24 protein-coding genes are annotated in these 19,867 nt (G+C 44.5%); all 24 read right to left on the reverse strand.

What is annotated here, in order from left to right:
* Nucleotides 1–25: 25 nt before the first annotated feature.
* Entirely contained in the window at nt 26–259 is a 234-nt protein-coding gene (locus HFA01_RS14795) for a DUF1146 family protein (protein ID WP_146817589.1), read from the reverse strand.
* Between the two features lie 205 nt (nt 260–464).
* Nucleotides 465–869, reverse strand: coding sequence for a F0F1 ATP synthase subunit epsilon (locus HFA01_RS14800; protein ID WP_146817591.1), 405 nt, complete (start codon nt 867–869; stop codon nt 465–467).
* Between the two features lie 72 nt (nt 870–941).
* Nucleotides 942–2,351, reverse strand: a complete 1,410-nt coding sequence (gene atpD, locus HFA01_RS14805) for a F0F1 ATP synthase subunit beta (RefSeq protein WP_146817593.1) — start codon at nt 2,349–2,351, stop codon at nt 942–944.
* Nucleotides 2,352–2,392: 41 nt separating this feature from the next.
* On the reverse strand, nt 2,393–3,256 hold the full coding sequence (locus HFA01_RS14810; protein ID WP_146817595.1) for a F0F1 ATP synthase subunit gamma: 864 nt from the start codon (nt 3,254–3,256) through the stop codon (nt 2,393–2,395).
* Nucleotides 3,257–3,289: 33 nt separating this feature from the next.
* Nucleotides 3,290–4,798: a F0F1 ATP synthase subunit alpha gene (gene atpA, locus HFA01_RS14815; protein ID WP_146817597.1), complete on the reverse strand. Its 1,509-nt coding sequence runs from the start codon at nt 4,796–4,798 to the stop codon at nt 3,290–3,292.
* 15 nt (nt 4,799–4,813) lie between these two features.
* Nucleotides 4,814–5,362: a F0F1 ATP synthase subunit delta gene (locus HFA01_RS14820; protein WP_146817599.1), complete on the reverse strand. Its 549-nt coding sequence runs from the start codon at nt 5,360–5,362 to the stop codon at nt 4,814–4,816.
* Nucleotides 5,359–5,880: a F0F1 ATP synthase subunit B gene (gene atpF / locus HFA01_RS14825; protein WP_089652062.1), complete on the reverse strand. Its 522-nt coding sequence runs from the start codon at nt 5,878–5,880 to the stop codon at nt 5,359–5,361. Before atpF ends, HFA01_RS14820 begins: the two co-directional genes overlap by 4 nt.
* A 231-nt stretch (nt 5,881–6,111) precedes the next feature.
* A complete protein-coding gene (gene atpE, locus HFA01_RS14830; RefSeq protein WP_014644824.1) occupies nt 6,112–6,324 on the reverse strand; it encodes a F0F1 ATP synthase subunit C in 213 nt (70 codons plus the stop codon).
* Between the two features lie 50 nt (nt 6,325–6,374).
* The gene (gene atpB / locus HFA01_RS14835; RefSeq protein ID WP_089652063.1) at nt 6,375–7,097 is read right to left on the reverse strand and encodes a F0F1 ATP synthase subunit A; all 723 of its coding nucleotides are present in this window, start codon (nt 7,095–7,097) and stop codon (nt 6,375–6,377) included.
* A 24-nt stretch (nt 7,098–7,121) separates the two neighbouring features.
* Nucleotides 7,122–7,490: an ATP synthase subunit I gene (locus HFA01_RS14840; RefSeq protein ID WP_146817601.1), complete on the reverse strand. Its 369-nt coding sequence runs from the start codon at nt 7,488–7,490 to the stop codon at nt 7,122–7,124.
* Between the two features lies 1 nt (nt 7,491).
* Nucleotides 7,492–7,710, reverse strand: a complete 219-nt coding sequence (locus HFA01_RS14845) for an AtpZ/AtpI family protein (RefSeq protein WP_146817603.1) — start codon at nt 7,708–7,710, stop codon at nt 7,492–7,494.
* 294 nt (nt 7,711–8,004) lie between these two features.
* Nucleotides 8,005–10,164 carry a S8 family serine peptidase gene (locus HFA01_RS14850; protein WP_146817605.1) on the reverse strand — a complete coding sequence of 720 codons (2,160 nt, stop codon included), beginning with the start codon at nt 10,162–10,164 and terminating at the stop codon, nt 8,005–8,007.
* Nucleotides 10,165–10,224: 60 nt separating this feature from the next.
* Nucleotides 10,225–10,359: a hypothetical protein gene (locus tag HFA01_RS19170; protein ID WP_281290516.1), complete on the reverse strand. Its 135-nt coding sequence runs from the start codon at nt 10,357–10,359 to the stop codon at nt 10,225–10,227.
* Nucleotides 10,360–10,470: 111 nt separating this feature from the next.
* Nucleotides 10,471–11,619, reverse strand: coding sequence for a non-hydrolyzing UDP-N-acetylglucosamine 2-epimerase (gene wecB / locus HFA01_RS14855; RefSeq protein ID WP_146817607.1), 1,149 nt, complete (start codon nt 11,617–11,619; stop codon nt 10,471–10,473).
* A 30-nt stretch (nt 11,620–11,649) separates the two neighbouring features.
* Complete coding sequence (gene upp, locus HFA01_RS14860) at nt 11,650–12,282, reverse strand: uracil phosphoribosyltransferase (protein WP_146817609.1); 633 nt, start codon at nt 12,280–12,282, stop codon at nt 11,650–11,652.
* Between the two features lie 424 nt (nt 12,283–12,706).
* Nucleotides 12,707–13,963 carry a serine hydroxymethyltransferase gene (glyA, locus tag HFA01_RS14865; protein ID WP_146817611.1) on the reverse strand — a complete coding sequence of 419 codons (1,257 nt, stop codon included), beginning with the start codon at nt 13,961–13,963 and terminating at the stop codon, nt 12,707–12,709.
* A gap of 23 nt (nt 13,964–13,986) precedes the next feature.
* A complete protein-coding gene (locus HFA01_RS14870) occupies nt 13,987–14,550 on the reverse strand; it encodes a TIGR01440 family protein (protein ID WP_146817613.1) in 564 nt (187 codons plus the stop codon).
* A 157-nt stretch (nt 14,551–14,707) separates the two neighbouring features.
* Nucleotides 14,708–15,148, reverse strand: a complete 441-nt coding sequence (gene rpiB / locus HFA01_RS14875) for a ribose 5-phosphate isomerase B (RefSeq protein WP_146817615.1) — start codon at nt 15,146–15,148, stop codon at nt 14,708–14,710.
* Between the two features lie 266 nt (nt 15,149–15,414).
* Nucleotides 15,415–16,023, reverse strand: coding sequence for a low molecular weight protein arginine phosphatase (locus HFA01_RS14880; protein WP_146817617.1), 609 nt, complete (start codon nt 16,021–16,023; stop codon nt 15,415–15,417).
* 71 nt (nt 16,024–16,094) lie between these two features.
* On the reverse strand, nt 16,095–16,622 hold the full coding sequence (locus tag HFA01_RS14885; protein ID WP_307725376.1) for a manganese efflux pump MntP: 528 nt from the start codon (nt 16,620–16,622) through the stop codon (nt 16,095–16,097).
* A 69-nt stretch (nt 16,623–16,691) separates the two neighbouring features.
* Complete coding sequence (locus HFA01_RS14890) at nt 16,692–17,732, reverse strand: L-threonylcarbamoyladenylate synthase (protein WP_146817621.1); 1,041 nt, start codon at nt 17,730–17,732, stop codon at nt 16,692–16,694.
* A 223-nt stretch (nt 17,733–17,955) separates the two neighbouring features.
* Nucleotides 17,956–18,267: a hypothetical protein gene (locus HFA01_RS14895; protein WP_146817623.1), complete on the reverse strand. Its 312-nt coding sequence runs from the start codon at nt 18,265–18,267 to the stop codon at nt 17,956–17,958.
* A gap of 54 nt (nt 18,268–18,321) precedes the next feature.
* Nucleotides 18,322–18,918, reverse strand: a complete 597-nt coding sequence (spoIIR, locus tag HFA01_RS14900; protein ID WP_146817625.1) for a stage II sporulation protein R — start codon at nt 18,916–18,918, stop codon at nt 18,322–18,324.
* Between the two features lie 88 nt (nt 18,919–19,006).
* Complete coding sequence (gene prmC / locus HFA01_RS14905) at nt 19,007–19,867, reverse strand: peptide chain release factor N(5)-glutamine methyltransferase (RefSeq protein ID WP_146817717.1); 861 nt, start codon at nt 19,865–19,867, stop codon at nt 19,007–19,009.

Genomic DNA, 19,867 nt, shown 5'->3' on the forward strand with positions numbered 1-19,867 from the left:
AACTTTAGACATTTGTCTTCCGTCATTAAAATAAATAAATGAGGCTGTTAGACCATTTAATAAAATCAAGAAAGAAATTGCTCACCGTTGTACCTAAAGCGATGGTAACTATAATCAGCAATGCTCTTGCTTCAAAGACTTTGTTTTTCCTGAAGAATGCATCAAAGTTGATGGACTGTAATACCCTCCAGGTGATAATAATAAAGATCAAATGCGAGGTCATGCTAAGAATTGCTTCTTCCGCAAAGTATTGTTCCATAGGTGCTGCTCCTTCCCTGAGGTATGTCGAGATTCCTCATCTCTTCATCAAAAGTTCAAGATAAATTGACAAAAGAGGGAATATTCTACTCCATTTCCCGGGCAATAATAGATATTTCACATCATTTAGACGAGACTATCCAAAATTCGCTGACGAAAAAAACTGGTATTTTTCACAAAAAAACTGCTCTCATAAAGAAAGCAGTTTAAAAGTTGTTCTCATAAACATTCAAGCGATTCAAGGCACGCTTGAGTGCCATTTCAGCCCGTTGGAAATCAATGTCGGCTTGTTTGTCCTGAAGGCGACGTTCGGCACGTTCTTTGGCCATACGGGCACGATCGATATCAATATCCGCTGGCTTTTCAGCAGATTGAGCAAGAATCGTGACTTTGTCTGGACGAACTTCCAGGAAACCGCCGCTTACCGCGATACGATCTGATCTTCCTTCCCCTTTAAGACGAACAGCACTGATCGTCAAAGGAGCGACCATCGGGATGTGGCCAGGAAGAATTCCAAGTTCACCGCTTTCCGCCTTACAGCTTACCATTTCAAATGCATCTTCCAACACCGGGCCATCAGGAGTGACTACACTCACCGTCAGTGTGCTCATTCGTATTCCTCCTTGGCTGATCATGAAGAGGAAGAGGAACTTTATTCAAGTCCCTCTATCCACCAGACCTGTTTATTGCATTTGTTTTGATTTTTCAACGACTTCTTCGATTCGTCCGACTAGACGGAACGCATCTTCCGGAATATCGTCATATTTGCCGTCAAGGATTTCCTTGAAGCCTTTAACTGTTTCTGAAACAGGTACATAAGAACCAGGCTGGCCAGTGAACTGTTCAGCAACGTGGAAATTCTGAGAAAGGAAGAATTGTACACGACGTGCACGGGAAACCGTCAATTTATCCTCATCAGAAAGCTCATCCATACCTAGAATCGCGATGATATCCTGAAGCTCTTTGTAGCGTTGAAGCGTACGCTGAACCTCGCGGGCGATTTCATAGTGCTCATCGCCTACAATTTCAGGGTCTAGAGCACGAGATGTGGAAGCAAGTGGGTCCACGGCAGGGTAGATCCCTTGTTCAGATAGCTTACGCTCAAGGTTTGTGGTTGCATCCAAGTGAGCGAAGGTTGTCGCTGGCGCCGGGTCCGTATAGTCATCGGCAGGTACATAAATGGCCTGGATGGAAGTAACGGATCCTTTGTCTGTCGATGTGATTCGCTCCTGAAGCTGACCCATTTCTGTAGCAAGTGTCGGCTGATAACCAACGGCTGATGGCATACGTCCAAGTAGGGCAGAAACTTCAAGACCACCTTGAGTGAATCGGAAGATGTTATCGATAAAGAATAGAACGTCCTGTCCTTCTTCATCACGGAAGTATTCGGCCATAGTTAGTCCAGATAGGGCCACACGCATACGTGCACCAGGCGGCTCGTTCATCTGTCCGAATACCATGGCTGTCTTCTTGATAACTCCGGAGTCAGTCATTTCATAGTACAGGTCGTTTCCTTCACGTGTACGTTCACCAACACCTGCGAATACGGAAATACCTCCGTGCTCTTGGGCGATGTTGTTGATCAATTCCTGGATCAGTACGGTTTTACCTACTCCGGCACCACCGAACAAACCGATCTTACCACCTTTTACATAAGGGGCTAGAAGGTCTACAACTTTAATTCCTGTTTCTAGAATTTCAGTTTCTGTAGCCAGGTTTTCAAATTTAGGAGCTTCACGGTGAATCGGGTCACGACGGACATCACCGATTGGCTCATCAAGGTCGATCGTGTCGCCTTCTACGTTAAATACACGTCCAAGCGTTACTTCTCCTACAGGTACAGAAATCGGGCTACCTGTATCCGTAACTGCAGTACCACGCATGACACCATCCGTAGATGACATGGCAACGGTACGAACGGTATTGTCACCCAAGTGAAGGGCAACTTCCAATGTAAGGTCGACGCTCTTTTCGTTTTCGTTTTTCGCTTCGTAACTTACGTGTAATGCGTTATTAAGATCAGGGAGATGTCCATCATCGAACGTTACGTCAACAACGGGTCCCATGATTTGGGTCACGCGTCCATTACTCATCGATTTCCCTCCTAACTTACTGTTCAAAAATCCGAGAGATCCTATTCGAGGGCAGCTGCACCGCCGACAATTTCGGTAATCTCCTGGGTAATAGCAGCCTGACGGGCACGGTTGTAAGAAAGAGTAAGATCTCCGATCAAATCATCAGCATTATCTGTCGCACTCTTCATTGCCGTCATACGTGCTGCATGCTCACTGGCCTTACTATCGAGTAAAGCGCCATAAATCAAGCTCTCAGCGTATTGAGGAAGCAAGACTTCCAAAATCTCTTCTTGGTTCGGCTCATACTCATACGAACTTTGGCTCGCTTTGCCCTCTTTATTGAAATCTGTCAGTGGAAGAATTTTCTTCTCTGTCACTTCTTGGGTGATGGCACTGACATAATGGTTGTAATAGATATAAAGCTGATCTATTCTCTCATCTGTGTACAGCTGTACCGTATCGGAAGCGATATCTTTGATATCAGAGAAATCTGGTTGATCAGATATTCCTGTGATATCCATATCGACAGGCATATTTCGTTTACGGAAAAAGTCACGCCCGATACGTCCGATGGTAATCAGGGTGTATTCTTCCGCTGACGTATGGTTGCTTCTGATCTGCTGGTACACCTTACGAAGAACGCTGCTGTTAAATGCTCCCGCAAGTCCACGGTCAGAAGTGATCACAAGATACCCTGTCTTTTTGACATCGCGGGCCTCGAGCATCGGGTGACTCGCATCTCCACCACCTTGGGCGATACTTGCCACAACCTCCTGGATCTTCTCGCTGTAAGGAACAAATTTCTTTGCATTCTGCTCGGCACGGTTAAGCTTGGAGGCAGATACCATCTGCATTGCTTTCGTGATTTGTTTCGTCTTTTTTGTTGACGTAATCCGACCTTTAATATCTCTAAGGGATGCCACGCTGTTTCACCACCCTTTCTAGCTATGATTCATTTATTCAGAAACGACAAACGTTTTCTTGAATTCTTTCACAGCACCACTCATATCTTCATCGTCTGCAAGCTTGCCTGTCTCACGGATTTGAGCCAGAAGCTCTTTACGGTTGTTATCCAACCAGTTATGGAATTCAGATTCGAAGCGAGTGATATCTGCGACTGGAATTTCATCTAAGAATCCTTTTGTCAGTGCGTAAATGATCATGACTTGTTTCTCAACGGCTAGTGGTTGGTGAAGACCTTGTTTCAAGATTTCAACCGTACGAGCACCACGGTTCAATTTGGCCTGAGTGGATTTATCCAGATCAGAACCGAACTGAGCGAATGCCTCCAATTCACGATAGGAAGCCAAGTCAAGTCTAAGCGTACCAGCGACCTTCTTCATCGCTTTGATTTGTGCGGAACCACCAACACGGGATACAGAAAGACCTGCGTTGATTGCTGGACGTACACCGGAGAAGAATAAATCAGACTGCAAGAATATCTGACCATCGGTAATGGAAATTACGTTTGTCGGAATATATGCAGAGATATCTCCTGCTTGTGTTTCTACGAAAGGAAGTGCAGTCAGGGAACCTCCGCCTTTCGCATCACTAAGTTTCGCTGCACGCTCTAGCAAACGAGAGTGTAGGTAGAATACGTCACCTGGGAAGGCTTCACGGCCTGGAGGACGACGCAGAAGTAGAGAAAGTTCACGGTAGGCAGCCGCCTGTTTAGAAAGGTCATCATAAACGACCAATACGTGTTTGCCGTTGTACATGAAGTCCTCACCCATGGATACACCTGCATATGGTGCAAGGTATAGTAGTGGAGCAGGCTGAGAAGCACTTGCCGTTACTACAATCGTATAATCAAGCGCACCGTGACGACGTAGAGTTTCTACTGTTCCACGAACCGTTGATTCTTTTTGACCGATCGCTACATAGATACATACCATATCCTGGTCATGCTGGTTCAAGATCGCATCGATGGCAACAGATGTTTTACCTGTCTGACGGTCACCGATAATCAACTCACGTTGTCCACGTCCAATCGGTACAAGAGCATCGATGGCTTTGATACCTGTTTGAAGTGGCTCATCAACGGATTTACGATCCATTACCCCTGGTGCCGGAGATTCGATTGGGCGTGTTTTTGTCGTTTCAATCGGTCCGCGTCCATCGACTGGTTGTCCGAGTGGGTTTACGACACGACCAAGCATTTCTTCCCCGACGGGTACTTGCATGATTCGTCCTGTACGACGTACTTCGTCGCCTTCTTTAATATCTGTATATGGTCCTAGAATGACAAGACCAACATTACTCTCTTCCAAGTTTTGTGCCAATCCCATGACACCATTAGAGAATTCAACGAGCTCACCAGCCATGACATTATCAAGACCATGAGCACGGGCAATACCGTCACCAACTTCGATTACGGTTCCCACATCATTGACTTCTATATCTGATTCATAGTTTTCAATTTGCTGCTTAATCAGCGCACTGATCTCTTCAGCTTTGATGCTCATGCCATTTCACCCCTATCATCTATTGTTCGCAGAAACTAACTTACGCTCTATGCGGCGAAGTTTTCCACTGACAGAACCATCAAATATGCGATTACCGACTCTCAGGCGAAGGCCGCCAAGGATGGAAGGGTCTACGATATTCGTAAGGTTCAAGGATTGTTTACCTACTTTTGGTGCAAATGTTTCTGAAATGCGTTGTTTTTCAGCTTCAGAAAGTTCCCTTACAGAGTAAACATCCGCATCTGCAATGCCTTTGGCATCGTTCATCATTTCGATATAAAATCCGATCATATCAATTATGATATCCTCACGATGCCTTTCCACTAACAGTTTTAAAGTATTGACGATTTCAGAAGAAAAAGACTGAAACGAATCGCCGACCAACTTTTTCTTCTGTTCCATGGAGAACCGTGGGTGGTTCAGGAATGAGATGATTTCCTTGTTGCCGCGAAAAACATCACGTAGAGTTACCAATTCGGATTCAAATTGTTCTAGTTTCGACTTTTCTTTTCCAAGTTGAAAAAGTGCGTCTGCATAGCGTTTAGCAATGATAGTTTGACTCATCGCTCTTCGCCTGCCTCATCGATATATTGGTTGATCAGCGCCTCTTGATCCTTTTGGGAAAGTTCTTTTTCAATCACTTTCGATGCAATCATGACAGACATAGTTGCCACTTGATCTTTAAGGGCTTGGACAGCTTTTTCTTTCTCCTGCTCGATTTCCTGACGAGCAGATTCCTTGATGCGTTCAGCTTCAGCACGTGCTGACTCGAGAATATCTCTTTCTTGCTGGCCTGCTGTTTTACGAGCATCCTCAATGATATTCTGTGCATCCTGGCGTGTCGCTTTCAACTCTTCAGAAGCTTCACGCTGCATGCGCTGCGCTTCTTCACGACTTTTTTCGGCCGTGTTGATTTCATTTGCTACGTAATCTTCACGTTCTTTCATCATGTTCATCAATGGTCCCCATGCGAACTTACCTAAAAGAGCAAGTAGACCAAGGAAGAAAACAAGCTGAATGATCATGTCACCTATGTTAAGTCCTCCAGCTCCGAGGACCAGACTCTCTGTGAATCCTTGCACAGTTTTCACTCCTCTCCACACCATCTCGTAACAGGTTTACACTTCATTAATTCCGCAGCCCTTCATTGATGCTAGGGCTAGACAAGCGAAAAACCCGGCTTCCGCTGCAAATACAGCTTCCGTCGAAGTTTTCTTACCGTGACTTTCGGGTATAAAGTTTTCGTAAGGTATAAAGGAAAGGCGAAGATCGATGGAGTTGAACTTCGCCAAAAGCGTATATGCTCGTCCTAATTATTGTCCCATTACGATGAATGCAATAACAACGCCGATGATAGGAATCGCCTCTACTAGGGCAACACCGATGAACATTGTTGTTTGAAGTGCACTGCGCAATTCTGGTTGACGCGCAATCCCTTCTACTGTACGACTAACAATCAAACCGTTACCAATACCAGCACCTAGTGCCGCTAAACCTACTGCAATTGCAGCTGCTAAAAGACCCATAATGAAAATCCTCCTCAATATTTTTAAAAAAATTATTATAATGCTTTATATTAATGGTCTTCGCTCACCTTGTGAGACAAGTAAACCATCGTTAACATAACAAAAATAAACGCCTGGATGAAACCAATGAAAGTACTAAAGCCCATCCATGCAATCATCGGAACGGTCGCTCCGATAAATCCTCCTACGCCAGTCGCTGCAAGTCCAACGAGTAAGCTTAATAGGATTTCACCTGCGTAAATGTTCCCGTATAGACGCAGACCAAGAGTCAACGTATTTGAGAACTCTTCAATAATCTTGAATGGTAGCAAGAATGGCAATGGACGTACAAATCCTTTTGCATATTCTCTACCTCCCCGCAGTTTCACTCCATAATAATGGGACAATACGACGACTAGTGTCGCGAGTGTCAAAGTGATTCCCGGATCAGCTGTCGGTGATTTCCACCATAGTGTGTGTCCAACAACACCGTTGGTGACAACCCCGAGCATGTTCGCTACGAAAATGTAGGCGAATAATGTCAGTCCCAGCGGTAAAAAGAGCCTACCTGTTCTCCAATCCATGTTGGAACCGATAATTCCTTTAATGAAATCGATCAGCCATTCCATGAAATTTTGAAAACCTGTCGGATATCGCTGCATGTTTCTTGTCGCCGCTACGCCGAGGATGAATACGATCAATGACGCGACAAACATCATCAGAACGTTTGATAAGTTGAAATCCAACCAAGAGATTCCAAACGCATCCTCCCACATCGGTGCTTCGTGATTCAAACTGTTCACCTACCTTCCATCATGCTAAACTGTTGATTTATTGAACAGATAATCTATTAAAATGACAATATAGGCTGCCATTAAGCCCAAAACTACTGAAATCAAATGGAAATATTCTTCAAACTGAAGGGCAATGACTACGGCTAATGCGCCGGAAGCCAATCGCGTAAACGTACCAATTCCTCTTACGGAGCGGTTATCTGCGGAAGCTTCGCCAAGCTTGCGGATCTTTCTTTGCATGAGCCAGAGGTTGTAGAAACTCAATGCACTTCCTAACAGAAGTCCGAGGAAAATCGGTTGCCAAGGGGTGATACCCCAACCAAGTACAAATAAAGCCAGAAGATAGAACATCCATTTTCGCTGACGGGTCATCATCTGTTGATATCCTTGCATGTCAATCGTCTCCCGTGTACGTTCGTACTAAATGAATGGTCCCATATGTACCTGCACCTAACCCGAGGAGTAATCCTATGATTAAGAAAATGGGTTCCGTGGAATAGTGACTATCGATCCATTTCCCGAGGTAAACGCCGGCTAAAGGGCCGCCTGCGAGTTGGGATGTGATCATGCTGGTTAAAGCCATTGCTTTGAAGGGTGGTTCGGTCTGTTTCATCCGTTCTTCCTCCACAATTTTCTAGTGGCTGAAAACCTTGTATGTCACCTATGAAAACCTTATCATTCCACACTATGTAAGAATACAATAGGGGTGGTTTGATGTCAATGAGTTTGTGAGTAAAAGTACAAATGACAGACAAAATTCGATCACATTTTCGTCACATTTACGTCGAATTTACACTACAAACCAATATGTGGGACACAATACAGATATTATCTATTTTGATCACCCGTTTTACATAGAATATCTTCGCTCACAAAAAAACGCCGCGCTTCCAGGCACAGCGTTTTTTTACCGTCTTCCTTCTATATAAATAGGAAACGGGTAGATCGATTCTTTTTTATCCGTATCAACAGTGACGATGGCGAGATAACTTCCTTCTAAGTTCAGGTCATCGATATTCACTTCACCTTTAATCAGACCGGATTGCAAATCCTTTACATCTAATAGAGTACCTGCGGTTAACATCGTACCCGCCCGGTATAAATCGACTCTCAAATGATCCACATCTTCTGCTAAGTGGAAACGATAAGCAGCCTGCCGATCGTTTTGCCAGGAAGTCTCCAGTTCAAACCCTGAGACAATTTCATAACTTGAAGTTTCTTTCACATACACATACGGGACGCTGTACATATTTACTCCCTCTTGAACTTTAAGGAAGCCCTCGTGAACCCCCTCATCTAAAAAAGCAGCAGATACACGGAGTTCCACTGACAGTTCTTTCGCTTTTCCTGGTTCAATCTTTGCCGACATTGGAACCGTCCAGGAAACTCCACTTTCCATTACCGGCTTTTCAATGGAAATGGTGACAGGTACATCTTTCAAGTTTCTTAGCGTTAAAGGCAATTGTTTTCTATAAATTCGATCTTCAATTTTCCCAAATGAGAGGGAGCTTTGCTCAATAAGCAATTCCGGCTCCAGAGCTTCATTAAGGTCTACATAACCAGCCCCTTGCTCTGTGGGTGGAAAAGGTTGTTTATCTGTCCCTATTAAATCCGCTGTACTTGTAAGCGCCTGTTTGATTTCTGCAGGGGTCCAATTCGGATGAGCCTCTTTTATTAAGGCGGCCATTCCGGCCACATGAGGAGCAGCCATACTTGTGCCTTGTAACGATTGATATCCACCTGGAACTGTACTATATATATCAACCCCGGGAGCCAGAATATCCGGTTTGATTTCCCAATTCGTTGTGACTGGCCCTCTCGAACTGAAGGGAGCAACCTGATCACCTAAAGAAACATTTATTGTCTCGACCCATTGATTTTGTTGTATGACTTTTTCCTTCAACCAATGTCCTGCTTCATTCGAAAGAGAGGCTACAGGGATCGGCAGTTTCACTCCATCTAATCCTCCCTGAAAATTTCCTTTTTCATTATTGAAGATGAGTACAGCAACCGCACCTTTTTGGTAGGCCTTTAAAGCCTTATGACTGAAAGGGATGCCCCCTCTTTCAAACAAGACGATTTTCCCACGTACATCACCATACTCAGCCTCCCCCGTTCCTGCATAAGTGACGGGATATTTTTTGGCTAATTCCCATGGAACAGATCCAGACATTGTTTGAATCAAAACCTTCTCCCTTTCACCTGGTACTTTTAGAACAGGGGCCTTCATAGATAAAGCTGAAGCCCCTACTGTGATGGCATCCGAAGAAGTAGCTGGTGAGCCAATTGTCCAGCCATTCGGTCCAGAATTGCCCGCCGCTACGACAACGACTGTCCCTAACTCTACAGCTTTATTGACCGCATGGGTGGTTGGCCAGTCCGGCCCATTGACGTCGTTCCCTAAAGAAAGGTTGATGACATCCATTCCGTCCTTAACCGCTTCCTCTATGGCTGCAATCACTTGTACAGATGACCCTACTCCTCCAGGCCCTAAAGCCCGATAGGCATAAAGATCGGCATCTGGTGCTATTCCTTTCATTTTTCCATCTGCCCCTACAACACCTGCGACATGCGTGCCGTGAATCGTCGCCCCTTCCTCTACGGTTTCCATGGGATCGTCGTCAAAATCAACCGTGTCATAACCACCCTTGTAATTCTCTTTTAAATCCGGGTGATTGTAGTCAATCCCTGTATCTATAATCCCCACCTTAACGCCTTTGCCTGTTTGTGGATGGCGCATATGGTTTCTAATGACTTCTGTAGAAAAAAGTGGACCTTTCTCCACTTCTAGCGCTTCATAGGTGTGGACAGGGTGCTGGTTTTTTACAGCTTCCATCCTTGCCACTTTTTCCAGTTCTTCTGCCGTCCCTCTAATCGCTACTCCATAAAAAATCGTGTCGTAACTTGTCACCACTTCAAGTCTTGGTAGTCTTCGCCCTACTTCTTTCAGGAAACGCTCTGGTGATTCGTCCAGTTCGACAATGATGGTAACTTCATCGTTCGGTTCAGGAGCACTGAATCCGGTCAATAAAAATAAGCATGTGAAAAAAATAATCCCATATCGCATAAGCTTGTGCTCCTTTTTCCATAGCATTTGTCATAGCTACACGTTTATGCGTGATGAGCGTTAGGGTCGGCTGGCGTTTCCAACTTTATCAGTGGGTTTTAAGCTTTTATCGGCAAGCACCTGGTATGAATCAACGACTTTCGGTTTTTGATTGGTGACTTCAATGTTTTCATCAGGATCACCTAGAAGACGCATAAAGGAAACTGCCTAAATGTCTCGTAACTTAGCCTTCATTATTCACTAGCTATTGCGATATTAAAGCAAAAAAGGACGGGGTCTTGGTGACCTCGTCCTTTAGGGAGATTCTTATATAATTTCAAATGGTGCTGGTTTGTCTTCACGATGTTTAAAGAAATATCGAATCGCCTCTGCAATGCGGGCAGAAGCTTGCCCATCGCCATACGGGTTAGAGGCTTGAGCCATCGCTTCATGTTTTTTGTCATCCGATAACAATTCATGAGCGAGATGGAAGATATGATCCTCTTCTGTTCCTGCAAGCTTCAATGTACCTGCCTCAATTCCCTCCGGACGTTCTGTCGTGTCACGAAGGACAAGGACAGGGACACCCAGTGAAGGTGCTTCTTCCTGCACGCCGCCTGAATCAGTCAAAATGAGGTGTGCTCTTGAAGCGAAATTGTGAAAATCGATAACATCAAGCGGTTCGATCAGCTTGATTCGATCGTCATTCCCTAAGATTTCGTCCGCTGTTTCTTTAACCACCGGATTTAAATGAACCGGGTAGACCACTTGAATGTCATTATGTTCCTGTACAAGACGCTTGATGGCCCGGAACATCTGCTTCATATTGTTCCCAAGGTTTTCACGACGGTGTGCCGTCATCAGAACAAGGCGTTTATCCCCTACTTCATCAAGCACTTCAGACGCATAATCTTCCGCTACCGTGGTCTGTAAAGCATCAATCGCTGTATTCCCGGTAACAAAGATATTGTCTTCCGACTTATTTTCAGCAAGAAGATTGTCTCTTGATTTATTCGTCGGTGCAAAATGAAGGTCCGCCATAACACCGGTCAATTGGCGATTCATTTCTTCAGGGAACGGTGAGTACTTATTCCAAGTACGTAGTCCAGCTTCCACATGCCCGACAGGAATTTGGTTATAGTAAGCAGCCAAGGAAGCGGCAAAGGTTGTTGTTGTATCCCCATGGACAAGCACAACATCCGGTTTCGTTTCCTTCATCACTTCGTCTAAACCTTCCAAAGCACGTGTCGTCACTTGAGCAAGTGACTGGCGGGCTTTCATAATATCCAGGTCAAAATCAGGTTCGATATCAAAGATGTTCAACACTTGATCTAACATCTCTCTGTGTTGGGCGGTTACTGCAACGATTGGCTCAAACTGTTCCGTACGTTTTTTTAATTCAAGGACGAGCGGTGCCATTTTTATAGCTTCCGGTCTTGTCCCAAATATCGTCATTACTTTAATGCGTTCTGTCATGAGTGCTCCTCCTTTAATGAGGAAGTGGTTTTATTTGGTTCCGTACAAGCGGTCTCCTGCATCTCCTAAACCTGGTACGATATATCCCTTTTCGTTCAATTTCTCATCAAGAGCGGCAAGATATATGTCCACATCAGGGTGTTCTTTCTGTACAGCTTCTACACCTTCAGGGGCAGCTACTAGACACATTAAACGAATTTGTCGTGCTCCACGTTTCTTCAAGGAGTGGATTGCTTCATTGGCTGATCCGCCTGTCGCAAGCATCGGATCGATGACAATCAGTTCACGTTCTTCAATATCACTTGGAAGCTTCACATAATATTCGACGGGCTGCAATGTTTCTGGATCGCGGTAAAGTCCAACGTGTCCAATTTTAGCAGCTGGAATCAATTGGATAATTCCATCTACCATACCAAGCCCGGCTCTTAGAATAGGAACAAGTCCGATCTTTTTACCTGTCAGTACTTTTGCCTTCGCATCCTGTACGACTGGTGTATCGATAGACACTTCTTCCAATGGAAGATCTCGGGTGATCTCAAAGGCCATAAGTGCTGCTACTTCATCTACTAATTCACGGAAGTCTTTCGTCCCTGTCTCTTTTTTACGTATGTACGTCAACTTATGTTGAATCAATGGGTGATCCAGTACATAAACGTTTGCCATTGCCATTCACTCCTTCTGAAAATTTACATCCTTTAAATTGTACAGAAAAAGAAACCTCTCCGCAACCTTTGACCGTATTACGAATTATTACAGAATTGCTCCCTTTTCTTGAAGACTCAGTTTCGAGATGTTTGTGCGGTAGTTTGGGGCTGCGGGGGATGACTCGCTTTCCGCGGAATCGCCCTGGTAGACACGACTGGCATAAGCAGAATAGCAATGGAATAAAAAGCACATTCCGTTGCTATTCTGCTTATGACGCGAGTGTCTGGGCGATGGAGCTGGACGAGTAGCTTCCCAGCCACCCCTGACGCTAATCCCAAGCAACGAACCCCGAAACATCTCTAAATCAAGCCTTACACAACCCTGCCAGATCCTTTAATAAGAGCCACTAGATTGATCTAGTGGCTCTTGGTAGTTCCATTTATTAAATGGAAGAGAAGTTGAGTGTCTGATATAGAGGGAAGCGGGACGTTAATTCGCGTACACGTTTTTCCGCTTCTTTCATTTTCGCTTCATCTTCATGATGATCTAGAGTGAAGGCGATCAGATCTGCAATTTCCTCCATTTCCGCTTCCTTGAAGCCACGGCTCGTAACAGCCGCTGTACCGATACGGATTCCGCTTGTGACAAACGGGCTTTCAGGGTCGAACGGGATGGCGTTTTTATTTGTCGTAATACCGATATCGTCTAAAGCTTTTTCTACTACTTTGCCGGTCAAGCCTTTGCTGCGTAAGTCAAGTAAGAGTAAGTGGTTGTCTGTGCCACCAGAAACAAGATCGACCCCTTTTTCAACAAGGGATTCGCCCAATTGCTTCGCATTGGCGATGATTTGTCGGGAATATGTCTTGAATTCTGGTTGCAAGGCTTCCTTAAAGGAAACGGCTTTAGCTGCAATGATGTGCATTAAAGGACCACCTTGCATTCCTGGGAACACCGTCTTGTCGATCTTCTTAGCGAAAGATTCTTCACAAAGAATCATTCCACCACGAGGACCACGCAATGTTTTATGGGTCGTTGTCGTGACAAAATGAGCGTGAGGTACAGGATTCGGGTGTAGCCCTGTAGCCACCAGCCCTGCGATATGTGCCATGTCGACCATAAGATAAGCTCCGACCTCATCAGCGACTTCACGGAATCTAGCAAAATCAATTTCTCTCGGGTAAGCGCTGGCCCCTGCAACGATTAATTTAGGTTGCACTTCTTTGGCTTTTTGAAGCACAGCATCATAATCAATCGTTTCATCTTTCTCGTCCACACCGTACTCTTCAAAATTGTACAACTTACCACTGAAGTTAACGGGGCTACCATGGGTCAAGTGACCGCCGTGATTCAAATTCATACCGAGCACCGTATCACCATGTTCAAGCACGGTGAAATAAACAGCCATATTCGCTTGTGCACCAGAGTGCGGCTGAACGTTTGCATGATCGGCACCAAACAGTTCTTTCGCGCGGTCACGGGCTAAGTTTTCAACAACGTCTACGTGTTCACAACCCCCGTAGTAACGACGGCCCGGATAGCCTTCCGCATATTTATTCGTAAGCACAGAACCCATCGTTTCCATCACTGCTTCTGAAACGAAGTTTTCTGAAGCAATCAATTCAATATTATCCTGTTGGCGTTGTCTTTCATCTTGAACGGCTGCAAAAATTTCTGCATCTGCTGATTTTACATGATTCATGGTCTAGCTTCCCCTTTCCATTCCTAATGATCACAAGAACCTGCTTCTTCTTGACTTACATAAACCGCACGTGCCCCACCAATGAGAGGAGGTCGGGTTTTCGCTGCCGTAATATGGGCGTGGCCGATATTTTTTTGAGACATTCGAAGCGGAACAGCTACACGCTTTAAATGCATACCGATGAGTGTGTCACCGATATCCAGTCCACCTTTGGCTTCGATCCTCTCCACAAGCACTGGATCTTTCATATGCTTATAAGCGAAGGAGGCCATCGATCCACCCGCGGTCGGAACAGGAATAGCAGAGACTTCTGTCAAACCTTGTTCTTCCATCACGGACCGATCGACAACTAATGAACGATTCAAATGTTCACAGCATTGGAATGCGAGATGAACGCCGGAGCGCTCCGAAAGATTTTGCAGTTCACTATAAACCACTTCAGCAATGGCTTCACTTCCTGAAGTACCAATTCTTTCCCCTGCAATTTCACTTGTGGAACAACCAATGACAAAAACACCCGATTGAAGGCTGCCTGTATCCATAAGTTGATCAACCACAGACCGGACATCCGTTTGAATCTTCTCCATATCCATCACCATCCTACCTCCTCTATATGTCAGCACAAATAGGGGAATACACCCTATACGCGGCTTGTTTTTACAAAAAAAGGAGAAGCATCAGGCTCCTCCTTCAATTGTCAGCATCAGCTATTAAAAAACTTCAGCTTTTCTATATCCCATTGTATTACTTATTTTCATATTCGGCAATCTTACTTACACGTCTTTCGTGGCGACCTGCTTCAAAATCTGTAGAGACCCATGTTCTCGCGATTTCTCGTGCTAAACCTGGTCCAATGACACGTTCGCCCATACATAGAATGTTCGAGTCGTTATGTTCACGGGTGACTTTAGCAGTGAAGAGGTCATGCACCAATGCAGCACGAATTCCTTTCACTTTATTAGCCGAGATCGACATCCCAATTCCAGTTCCACAGATGAGGATCGCTTTATCAAATTCTCCGTTTGCTACACGTTCTGCTGCTGGGATTGCGTAGTCTGGATAATCGACGGAATCTTCACAATCACACCCGATGTCTTCGAATTCTACTTCAAGTTCATTTAAAACGTCTGCTACTTCTCTCCGTAAGTTCACTCCGCCATGGTCGGAGGCAAGGATCACTTTCATCTATAGACACTCCCGTCTTCTAATATCAATCTTATCGTGACAGTTTCCCTTTCCCCTGTCAACGCTCTCCATCGACTCCTTCCATCTATCTATTTTTATATGTATTAACTGAACCGTGAAAGAGTAGATTTTGTTATTACTGGAAGAGACGCGGGGAGGTTATTAAAAAGATAAAAAACCCAGAGAGACTTCTGGGTTTTAGGTATGTATGAATGATGTCATAAAAACAGTGGGGCGACGAGGGTGATCCGCTTTAAGAAACCGGTTTATTCCTCGTCGCGAAGCTTCTCTACGAGACGTTCAATGTAGTGATTAAGCTCATCACGGGTATTCCGATAAATAGGGATATTCCCGCCGAAAGGGTCTATGATATTCAAGTCTGGCAGTTCTTTTTCCCTCTGTTCAATTTCTTTGATTTCGTCCTCAAGTTCCTCGAATAATTTTTGCTCGATTTCTTGATCGTCGACTTTGTCTTTATATTTATTTATGATAGACAAACGTTTCTCTTCAAAGGCTGCATAAAGGTTCTTTAGATGCTGCCATTGACTTTCATCTACCAGGACATATTCCTTAAGCGTGTAATATTTTTCTTGATCGTCCGGGTATTGGAGTGCGAGGGTTTGTTTATGGCGATCTGTCATAGTTAGTACAAGGTCCGCCCATTCTAGCAAATCTTGGTCAATAGGCCTTGTTTGATGGTTCAGATCTAAATCAATTTCCCTAAGAACGAGTTCCGAATTCTTCGCCAAAGGTTCTCCTTTTCCTGCGAAAATACCAGCGGATTGAACATTTCCTTCTACAAGCTTCGATTTGAGCAGCGCTTCAGCCATCGGGCTTCGGCATGTATTTCCAGTACAGACAAATAATATATTCATAGCCAATCTTCCCCTCATCGATAGTCCATTTTCTCTATAGTACCATAGGTATAGATTAGACGGAAAACTTGTCAGAAAATGGCGTTCAAACCTAAAGCACATAAAATGCTTCCTCCAAGAAGTTCACTGTAAGTGCCAAGTAAACCTCCCGCTCTACGACCAATAATGAAGCCTGTCCACGTCAGTGCCATACTGAATACACCAAAGGAAAAGACAGATATAAACATTTCTGCTTCCCTTAACCCTAAACTGAATCCGACTGGAAAGCTGTCAATGCTTACACTCAGTGCGAATAACCACATTCCGATGCCCGTCATTCGATAGGAAACCGAGTGCTTTTCTGTGAACGAAGCAAAAACTGCATAGGCACCTAGGCCGAACAGCATAACTCCTCCTGACAACTCAGCCCATTCAGCCGCACTATCAGACAGCCATTTACCAAGTAAGATTCCCAATCCTGGCATGACCATATGAAAGACCCCGATGACAATCCCAATGAAGAAAGCGTGCCTTAACCTTACTGCTTGTAACCCCATCCCTAAAGACACAGAGAATGCATCCAGACCTAAAGCAATCGATAACAAAATTAGTGATGTCATATGCTCCAACTGAAACTTCCCCTCCCCGGACATGCTATATCATCGTATGCATGAGAGGAGGAGCGTATGTCAGCAGGTCTGGATTTTTTTGACTGCGGCTTTATTCAATCGGTTCATAATCGCCGCTCCAACACCTTCTTCAGAAAAAGTTTCACATAGAATCAAGTCTACATCCGACTTCTTGAATTCTCTTAAAGCTCCATAAAGTTTTTCTGCTACTTGATCAAGCTGAAATCTTGAACCACATCTTATAAGAGGAAGATGGTCGAGTTTTTCTGCTAATTCATCACTTGCAATGACTCCGACTCTGTTTCCATCTCCCTTTAATTGATGAAGCTGTTCAACAAAGAACTCATCCGTGCCATCCACCAGCCAGAGCGGGGATTCAGGTGCATAGTGTGTGTACTTCATCCCAGGTGATTTTGGCTTCTGTTTTTCATCAGCCAGAGCGGGATCTACCATGACTATTGGGAGATACTTTTCTAAACCTTCCTTTGTTACCCCTCCAGGCCTTAAAATGATAGGGATTTCAGTCGTGCAGTCGACAACAGTCGATTCCACTCCGACCCCAGTTGAACCTCCATCCAGGATGCCTGCAATTCTCCCATCCAAATCTTGATAGACGTGATCGGCCGCTGTGGGGCTTGGTCGACCTGATCGATTGGCACTCGGTGCCGCTAATGGTCTCCCAGTTTTACGAAGCAAGGTTAGAGCAAGTGGATGGTCCGGCATTCGAATTCCAATTGTGGATAAGCCCGCCGTCACATTTTCAGCGGCTGTCCCATTGCTCTTAAGAACAAGCGTCAACGGCCCAGGCCAGAATTCGTCCATCAGCTTCTTTGCCACAGGGGGAATCTCTGAAACAAGTTGACTCACTTGATCCTCATCTGCCACATGAACAATCAAAGGATTATCTGCTGGTCGACCTTTAGCTTCAAAAATCCGCTGTACAGCCGCTTCTTCCGTTGCATCTGCACCTAAACCGTAGACCGTCTCTGTCGGAAAAGCGACTACCTGATTTTCCCTCAAAAGAGCCGCGGCTTCTTGAACTTGAGCATCCAGATCACTTGAGTTTTTGCTTTGTTTCCACCATTTCGTTTCCATCCTCATCGTACGTACCCCTTTATTCCGTATCTTGTGTTAGTGTCTATTATGATTAATTCTACAAAATATCGCAAATTTAGACATTATTCACAAGATGTCCTCAAGTTATCCACAATTTTACCCACATATCCAAAGATTCCGTTAGTAAATTTGAGAGATAAAAATTCTTATTCACAAGTTATTAACAAATAACACCCTTTTTGTGAATAAATAAGCGACTTATACACAATTAACTGTGATTAACTTCATAAACCCACAATCTTTTTTCGACATCCTTTTTCTTGAACTGTTGATGTTGTAAAAGGAAGTCAAGCGTGTCTGAATGACTTTCCACATGCAGTTCTTTTAACCCGACTTTTTCCACATAAGTCTGTATCACTTCGAATACTTCTAAAATCCTACCTGGAGAAATATGATCTTTCACTTGAAGCTGTTCAAGCTTGCCGGCTCCCTTGGATAGTTGGATCAGCCGAAACGACCCAATTGGCTGGTCGGCTTTTTTCAATTGATACAATTCATCTTCTACTTGTTCGATATACATAATAGAATCCACACCCCTTTGTTTCACTCTATGAAAAGGGATGTGGATTGTATGCTAGGAAAAGATGCTTTCCCATATTTTTACGACAAAGAATTGTACTTCTTCTTGCTCTTCTTTCTCTACTTCCTCTTCCGTCACTTCTTCCGCTTCTGCTACACTCGTCCCATTTGAGAAATCAAGGAAACATAGAGGCGGAAACAAGACACACCACCAATTATCACCATTTCCTTCTCCCAATGTGATAAGAATCGCTTCATATTCTCCAGCTGGATAAACAAAAGAACCATACAACTTTGTAGGAAATTGGACAGTGGAATCATAATCAACGGTGTAATCCTGTTCGATCCCTTCCTTTTCCAAAGTTTCCCCTACAATCTCTTGAAGCTCTGGCAGACGGTTCTGAATCAATTCCCTCGCTGCTTCAATCGAAGTCAATTCAGCTACCCATTCGGTGATTTGTGCATTGACCTCGTCTCTAACCATACGTTTGACTTTTTGATCTGCTTGATCATTACTATCCGCTAATATACGAAGACGGATGGCTTCATCCGGGATAACTTGAAATTCAGGCTGTGCTTTCGATTGTTGTCCCCAAGGGAGGACCGTAATAATAATAGATAAAGATAATAATAAGAGCCAACTGTTTTTCATTTTCTTTTCCTCCCTGTCCCTCTACTAGTCGCTAGTATGGACAGGAAGCATAGAGTTTAAACCATAAATCTATCAATCTTGTATTTCATCATCTGGAAAAGGCAAAGACCATGCGATCCTTCCCGTTAATATCCTGCCGCACCTCTGTAAAGAGTTCGGGAAGGAGGGCATCGAAGAGCGCTGTTACCGATTCCCCCTGCTCATGACCAATTTCAAAAGCGATACATTTCGGCTTTTTTTTCATATGTGTAACCTGGGTGAGGATCGTCTTATATGCGGCCAATCCTTCTTCCTCCGCAAATAAAGCCATCCCTGGATCAAAATCCACCACGGTATCATCCATTTGTTCTTTTTCAGAATGAGCGATATAAGGAGGATTAGAAACAATGACATCGAAGGACTCTTCAACCAGCGATTCAAGAAAATCCCCTTGATAAAATCGAACATCTGTCCCGTGCTGAGCGGCATTTTTTTCAGCTATCCTGAGGGCTTCTTCTGATAGATCCACACCTCTTACATCACTGCCCGGAAGTTCAGCCGCAAGCGTAATGGCTATGACACCACTTCCTGTTCCAAGGTCGACGATCTTAGGAGCTTTCAAATTTTTTGCACGGATAAAATCTATAACCCCGAGGACGAGCTCTTCGGTTTCAGGACGTGGGATCAGGACATCTTTATTGACTTGAAATTCCCGCCCATAAAAATGACCAATCCCTGTAAGATGCTGGACAGGCACCCCTGTGTCCACATGTTGCCGGACAGATTGCACGAAATCCCTTTTCACTTCCTCAGGCATCGGTTCATTGTCATAAGCAAGCAGTTGGGAGGGGGTCCAATTCAAAAAATGTTCCAGTAATAAATCAGCCACCCTCGGTTCCCGTTGATGTTGTTGTAAAAAAAGAGAAGCCCAGCGGCGGGCTTCCCGAATCGACGTAAAAGTAGGCTGCAT

The organism is Halobacillus faecis (genome assembly GCF_007991335.1).
Lineage (GTDB): Bacteria > Bacillota > Bacilli > Bacillales > Halobacillaceae > Halobacillus > Halobacillus faecis.

Bases quoted from the DNA above. Each gene is read 5' to 3' on its own strand.
- HFA01_RS14795 (WP_146817589.1), bottom strand. From the start codon at position 259: ATGGAACAATACTTTGCGGAAGAAGCAATTCTTAGCATGACCTCGCAT.
- HFA01_RS14800 (WP_146817591.1), bottom strand. From the start codon at position 869: ATGAGCACACTGACGGTGAGTGTAGTCACTCCTGATGGCCCGGTGTTG.
- atpD (WP_146817593.1), bottom strand. From the start codon at position 2,351: ATGAGTAATGGACGCGTGACCCAAATCATGGGACCCGTTGTTGACGTA.
- atpA (WP_146817597.1), bottom strand. From the start codon at position 4,798: ATGAGCATCAAAGCTGAAGAGATCAGTGCGCTGATTAAGCAGCAAATT.
- HFA01_RS14820 (WP_146817599.1), bottom strand. From the start codon at position 5,362: ATGAGTCAAACTATCATTGCTAAACGCTATGCAGACGCACTTTTTCAA.
- atpE (WP_014644824.1), bottom strand. From the start codon at position 6,324: ATGGGTCTTTTAGCAGCTGCAATTGCAGTAGGTTTAGCGGCACTAGGT.
- HFA01_RS14840 (WP_146817601.1), bottom strand. From the start codon at position 7,490: ATGCAAGGATATCAACAGATGATGACCCGTCAGCGAAAATGGATGTTC.
- HFA01_RS14845 (WP_146817603.1), bottom strand. From the start codon at position 7,710: ATGAAACAGACCGAACCACCCTTCAAAGCAATGGCTTTAACCAGCATG.
- HFA01_RS14850 (WP_146817605.1), bottom strand. From the start codon at position 10,164: ATGCGATATGGGATTATTTTTTTCACATGCTTATTTTTATTGACCGGA.
- HFA01_RS19170 (WP_281290516.1), bottom strand. From the start codon at position 10,359: ATGCGTCTTCTAGGTGATCCTGATGAAAACATTGAAGTCACCAATCAA.
- wecB (WP_146817607.1), bottom strand. From the start codon at position 11,619: ATGACAGAACGCATTAAAGTAATGACGATATTTGGGACAAGACCGGAA.
- upp (WP_146817609.1), bottom strand. From the start codon at position 12,282: ATGGCAAACGTTTATGTACTGGATCACCCATTGATTCAACATAAGTTG.
- glyA (WP_146817611.1), bottom strand. From the start codon at position 13,963: ATGAATCATGTAAAATCAGCAGATGCAGAAATTTTTGCAGCCGTTCAA.
- HFA01_RS14870 (WP_146817613.1), bottom strand. From the start codon at position 14,550: ATGGAGAAGATTCAAACGGATGTCCGGTCTGTGGTTGATCAACTTATG.
- rpiB (WP_146817615.1), bottom strand. From the start codon at position 15,148: ATGAAAGTGATCCTTGCCTCCGACCATGGCGGAGTGAACTTACGGAGA.
- HFA01_RS14880 (WP_146817617.1), bottom strand. From the start codon at position 16,023: ATGAATATATTATTTGTCTGTACTGGAAATACATGCCGAAGCCCGATG.
- HFA01_RS14885 (WP_307725376.1), bottom strand. From the start codon at position 16,622: ATGACATCACTAATTTTGTTATCGATTGCTTTAGGTCTGGATGCATTC.
- HFA01_RS14890 (WP_146817621.1), bottom strand. From the start codon at position 17,732: ATGAGGATGGAAACGAAATGGTGGAAACAAAGCAAAAACTCAAGTGAT.
- HFA01_RS14895 (WP_146817623.1), bottom strand. From the start codon at position 18,267: ATGTATATCGAACAAGTAGAAGATGAATTGTATCAATTGAAAAAAGCC.
- spoIIR (WP_146817625.1), bottom strand. From the start codon at position 18,918: ATGAAAAACAGTTGGCTCTTATTATTATCTTTATCTATTATTATTACG.
- prmC (WP_146817717.1), bottom strand. From the start codon at position 19,867: ATGCAGCCTACTTTTACGTCGATTCGGGAAGCCCGCCGCTGGGCTTCT.